Source organism: Kocuria sp. NPDC057446 (assembly GCF_042802875.1).
Taxonomy (GTDB): domain Bacteria; phylum Actinomycetota; class Actinomycetes; order Actinomycetales; family Micrococcaceae; genus Kocuria.
On sequence record NZ_JBHVDI010000217.1, the window covers coordinates 1 to 4839 of the forward strand.

Below are 4839 nucleotides of genomic sequence, written 5' to 3' on the forward strand. Positions count from 1 at the left end.
GGACCGTCGGGTCCGGGGCCTCGTCCCGCGGCACAGCCCGCCGCGCGGGGCGGGGCCGTGCCGGGCGATGCGCGGCGTCAGCTGATGCCGAGCACCTGGGCCGTGCGGCCCATCACCTCGTCCGCGAGCTGCGGGTTGTCGTTGAGCTTCACACCGTAGGAGGGGATGAGCTCCTTGATCCGCGGCTCCCAGCCGGACATCCGCGCCGGGAAGGACTTGGCGAGCAGGTTGAGCATGATGGGCACCGCGGTGGACGCGCCGGGCGAGGCCCCCAGCAGGCCTGCGATGGAGCCGTCCGCGGCGGTGATGAGCTCGGTGCCGAACTGCAGCACCCCGCCCTTCTCCTTGTCCCGCTTCATGACCTGCACGCGCTGGCCGGCCTCGATCAGCTCCCACTGCGAGCCGTCCGCGGTCGGGTAGAACTGCTGCAGGGCCTCGACCCGCTGGCCCTTCGACTTGGCCAGCTCGCTCAGCAGGTACTTCACCAGGTCCAGGTTGGCCAGGCCCGCGCGGGTCATCGGGTAGAGGTTGTGCGGCCGCACGGACAGGGGCAGGTCCAGGTAGGAGCCCTGCTTCAGGAAGTTGGGCTTGAACCCTCCGTAGGGGCCGAACAGCAGGGCGCGCCGCCCGTGCTCGTAGCGGGTGTCCAGGTGCGGGACGGACATGGGCGGAGCGCCCACGGAGGCCTGGCCGTAGACCTTGGCGTTGTGCTGGGCCGCCACGTTCTCGTCGGAGTTGCGCAGCCACAGGCCCGAGACCGGGAACCCGCCGTAGCCCTTGGCCTCCCGGATGCCGGACTTCTGCAGCAGCGGCAGGGCGCCGCCGCCGGCCCCCACGAAGACGAACTTCGCGCGCACGAGCCGGTGGTCCTCGTCGTTGAGCCGGTTCTTCACCCGCGCCACCCAGGTGCCGTCGCCCTGGCGGTCGAGGTCCACCACCTGCTGGCCGTAGCGGACCACGCCGCCGCGCGCCTGCAGATGGGCGACCTGCTGCCGGGTCAGCTCCCCGAAGTCGACGTCGGTGCCCTCGGGGGACCAGGACGCGGCCACGCGTCCCGCGCCGCGGCCGTGCATGGTCAGCGGCGCCCACTCGGCGATCTTGTCGCGGTCCTCGGTGTACTCCATGCGCTCGAAGAGCTTGTTCGGCCGGAGGGCCTCCCAGCGGCGGCGCAGGTAGTCGCTGTGCGCGTCGCCGAAGACGAGGGACATGTGCGGCACCGGGTTGAGGAAGGAGCTGGGCTCCCCGAGCTTGCCCTCGGACACGAGGGAGGCCCAGAACTGGCGGGAGAGCTGGAACTGCTCGTTGATGCCGAGCGACTTCTCCGCGCTCACGGACCCGTCGGCGGCCTGGGGCGCGTAGTTGAGCTCGCAGAGCGCGGAGTGCCCGGTGCCGGCGTTGTTCCAGACGTTGGAGCTCTCCGCGCCGACCTGGTCGAGACGCTCCAGCATCGTGATGTCCCACTGCGGCTCGAGCTCCTTGAGGAACACGCCGAGGGTGGCGCTCATGATGCCTCCGCCGATCAGGAGGACGTCGGTCGATTCCGTGGTCTGAGGTCGTGTCACAGTCGCTGCTCCCGTTGAACGCCCGGCGATGCGCCGGTGAATGGTCGGGATCAGACTATCGCCACGCCCGGACGAACCCCGCATGCGGCCGGGAGCGCGTCGGGACCGGTGCTCACTCCGCGGCGGCGAGGCCCACGCGGTTGAAGACCTCGTTGCCCGTCGAGCTCAGCGGGAAGGCCGTCACCGAGTCGGCGACGGCGACCGCCGAGATGGGATGGGCCAGGGGGACGGCGGGCAGCAGGCGGGACACGCGGTTGTTGATCGACGCGTAGGCGCTCGAGCGCTCCTCGCCGTCGGGCAGCGCCGCCGCCCGGTCGACCGCGCCGGTGAGCGCCGCGCCGTCCACGCCGAACTCCCCGCGGGGGGCGCCGAACAGGGCGGCGGTGAAGTAGTCCGGGTCGCGGTACCCGCCGTTGAGGCCCAGCAGGTGCAGGGCGCGGTCGTCCTCCGGGGCCTGCACCCGCTCCACGTACCCGTCCGACCAGTCCACCGGGACGGGCTCGATCACGAACCCGGCCCGCACGAGCTGGGCGGCGATGTCGGCGTAGATCTTCTCGGGCTCCTGCATGTAGGTGCGCGACGTGCCGCGCGGGTAGTAGAAGCGCAGCGGCTCGCCGGCGTAGGACGAGGCCGCCAGCAGCTCCCGCGCGCGCTGCGGGTTGTAGGACGGCACCTGCAGGTCCGTGCCGTCCATCGCGAAGCGGGCGGGCAGGAACTGGTTGGCCACCCGGGTGCCGTCGGGGTAGTGCTCGCGCACGATCGCCCCGCGGTCCACGGCCGAGGCGATCGCCGCCCGCACGTCGGGGTCGTCCAGCGGCGCGACGTCCTGGTTGATGCCCAGGTAGGACACGGAGTACGGATCGCGCTGCAGGACCTGCACCCCCTCGCGGGCGAGCGGGGCGAAGGAGTCCAGGCCCACCTGGTCGTACCCGTCCACCTGGCCGAGCCGCAGCGCCACGTAGCGCAGCTCCGGCTCGGGGATCGTGCGGAACTCGAGCCGTCCGATGTCCCCGAGCTCGCCCCAGTAGTCCGGGTTCGCGCTCAGCACCACGGTCGTCCCGTCCCCCGACTCGTAGCGGAACGGGCCGGTGCCCACGGGGTGGGTCCCGTGCGTGCCGGCCGCCAGGGCCGTGGGGGAGGCGATCCCGAAGGCGGGCTGCGTCAGGGCCCGGAGCAGCGGAGTGTGCGGCGCGGTCAGCGAGAGCACCACCGAGGACTCCGACACCGCCTCGCAGCCCGCGTAGAGGGGGTCGGAGCCCGGCACACCGGCGCGCAGGACGGTGGCGAAGGGGGTCCGCGTCCCGTCCGCGGCCAGCTCCTCCCAGCGCTCGAAGTTCGTGCACACCGCGGCGGCGTCCAGGGCGGTGCCGTCGTGGAAGCGCACGTCCCGGCGGAGCTCGAACGTGTAGTCGAGACCGTCCTCGGACCGTGCCCAGGACTCGGCCAGCGCGGGCACCGCCTCGCCGGTGGAGGGGTCGGCGGCGACCAGGCCCTCGAGCATCTGCGCCCCGATCCGGGAGGTCTCCAGGATGCTGACCGTGGCCGGGTCCAGGGTGGGGGCGGCCGCGGCGTTGGCGAAGACGAACTCCCCGCCGGGCACGGAGCGGGTGGCGGCCGGGGAGGCCGGCTCCTCGTCCGCCGGGGTGCACCCGCCGAGGACGAGGAGCCCCGCGACGAGCGTGAGCGCGACCGCGGTGCGGGGGGTTCGCCTGGGCGCCATGGGTCCTTCGCTGCCTCGCCGGATCGGTCGTCGGTGTCGTCGTGGGCCGTGCCCGGGCACGGCCCGGGGCGGCGGGGTGCGCGAGGCGGGACTCGAACCCGCACGCCGGTCAGGGCACAGGAACCTAAATCCTGCGTGTCTGCCAGTTCCACCACTCGCGCCGGAGGGGCCCCTCCGGGCCCCTCGACCATCCTAGCCTCAGCCCTCCAGGCCGAGGTCGCGGCGCAGCTTCGCCACGTGGCCCGTGGCGCGCACGTTGTACTGCGCGAGCTCCACCTCGCCGGCGGGTCCGACCACCACGGTGGAGCGCACGAGGCCCTCGTAGGTCTTCCCGTAGTTCTTCTTCTCGCCCCAGGCCCCGTAGGCCTCGGCGACGCGGTGGTCGGCGTCGGAGAGCAGGGGGAAGGTGAGGGACTCCTCCTCGGCGAACCGGGCGATCGCCTCCGGGCGGTCCGGGGAGATGCCGAGCACGGCGAAGCCGTCCGCGGCGAAGCGTGCCAGGCTGTCCCGGAAGTCGCAGGCCTGCGTGGTGCAGCCCGGGGTGGAGGCCTTGGGGTAGAAGTAGACGACCACCCGCTGCCCGCGGTGGTCGGCGAGCGAGACGGTCCGGCCCCGGGCGTCGGGCAGGGCGAAGTCGGGGGCCGGGCTGCCGGGTTGGAGACGTGCTGCCATGGGGTTGTTCCTCCGTCGTGCGGTGTCGGTGCGGTCGGTGGTCCGGGACCGCGTGACGGCCCCGGACCACGAACACTACCGGCGTCCGTCCCCCGGTTCCGGCGGCCGGTGGGGTGCCGGCGGGCCGGCCGGAGGCCCTCGATCGGAGTAATGCTCGTAAGTTTGCTTAGCATGGTGCTGTATTCCGTGGGGCAGGTCGGTAGACTGCTTTGCATGCCTTTCACCACTCAATGGCCGACCAACCGACTGCTCTCGACCGCGGCGCGGCTCGTGGAGCACGCGTGGAACGAGCGCCTGGCCACGCTCGGCGTCACCCACGCGGGCGTCATGGCCCTGGACGTGCTGAAGACGGCGGGGAGCATGACCCAGGCCCAGCTGGCGCACCGTGTCCGGGTGCAGGCCCAGACCATGGGCAAGACGCTGCACCGGCTCGAGCTGCACGGCCACGTCACCCGGTCCAAGAACGTCCACGACCGCCGCAGCCACCTCGTCTCGATCACACCGGAGGGCCTGCGGATCCTGGACGCCGCCACCCAGCTCGAGGACGAGCTGGTGGACCACGGTCTGCTGACGGACGAGAACCTGCGCCGCACCCTGGCCGACATCATCACCACCCTCGGCGGGGCCCGCTGGAAGCTGCGCGTCCAGCCGGACGGGACCGTCACCGACGCCGGTTCCGCCGACGCGACCACGCCGGAGGAGTCGCGCGAGATCGCCGAGGCCGGCACGCAGGGGGACACTGCTCCCTGATCCGGTCGCCACCCGCGGCGCCCGCGAGGCACGGGCGGGTCGGCACGGGGCCGAGGCCCCGTGCCCGTGAGCAGCAGGCCACGAGGTCGTGGCCGCGCGGTGGAGGCACCCCGGGGCACGGCGACGACCCCGGGG

General features: G+C 73.0%; 4 protein-coding genes and 1 tRNA gene. 1 reads left to right on the top strand and 4 read right to left on the bottom strand.

Annotation, left to right across the window (positions count from 1 at the left end; translation table 11 throughout):
• Positions 1–77 precede the first annotated feature (77 nt).
• The 4 genes from ACFU0Y_RS17090 to bcp all read right to left on the bottom strand — a co-directional run bounded on the left by ACFU0Y_RS17090 (position 78) and on the right by bcp (position 3954).
• Positions 78–1562, bottom strand: coding sequence for a malate:quinone oxidoreductase (locus ACFU0Y_RS17090; RefSeq protein WP_380215999.1), 1485 nt, complete (start codon positions 1560–1562; stop codon positions 78–80).
• A 112-nt stretch (positions 1563–1674) separates the two neighbouring features.
• On the bottom strand, positions 1675–3282 hold the full coding sequence (locus tag ACFU0Y_RS17095) for an ABC transporter substrate-binding protein (protein WP_380216001.1): 1608 nt from the start codon (positions 3280–3282) through the stop codon (positions 1675–1677).
• 77 nt (positions 3283–3359) lie between these two features.
• Positions 3360–3443, bottom strand: a tRNA-Leu gene (locus ACFU0Y_RS17100).
• Between the two features lie 37 nt (positions 3444–3480).
• On the bottom strand, positions 3481–3954 hold the full coding sequence (gene bcp / locus ACFU0Y_RS17105; protein ID WP_380216003.1) for a thioredoxin-dependent thiol peroxidase: 474 nt from the start codon (positions 3952–3954) through the stop codon (positions 3481–3483).
• 213 nt (positions 3955–4167) lie between these two features.
• On the opposite strand from bcp, the gene ACFU0Y_RS17110 reads away from it, so the two are divergent.
• On the top strand, positions 4168–4704 hold the full coding sequence (locus ACFU0Y_RS17110) for a MarR family winged helix-turn-helix transcriptional regulator (protein WP_380216005.1): 537 nt from the start codon (positions 4168–4170) through the stop codon (positions 4702–4704).
• Positions 4705–4839: the final 135 nt, after the last annotated feature.

Excerpts from the sequence above, each read along its gene's own strand:
- bcp (WP_380216003.1), bottom strand. The coding sequence starts at position 3,954 with ATGGCAGCACGTCTCCAACCCGGCAGCCCGGCCCCCGACTTCGCCCTG.
- ACFU0Y_RS17095 (WP_380216001.1), bottom strand. The coding sequence starts at position 3,282 with ATGGCGCCCAGGCGAACCCCCCGCACCGCGGTCGCGCTCACGCTCGTC.
- ACFU0Y_RS17110 (WP_380216005.1), top strand. The coding sequence starts at position 4,168 with ATGCCTTTCACCACTCAATGGCCGACCAACCGACTGCTCTCGACCGCG.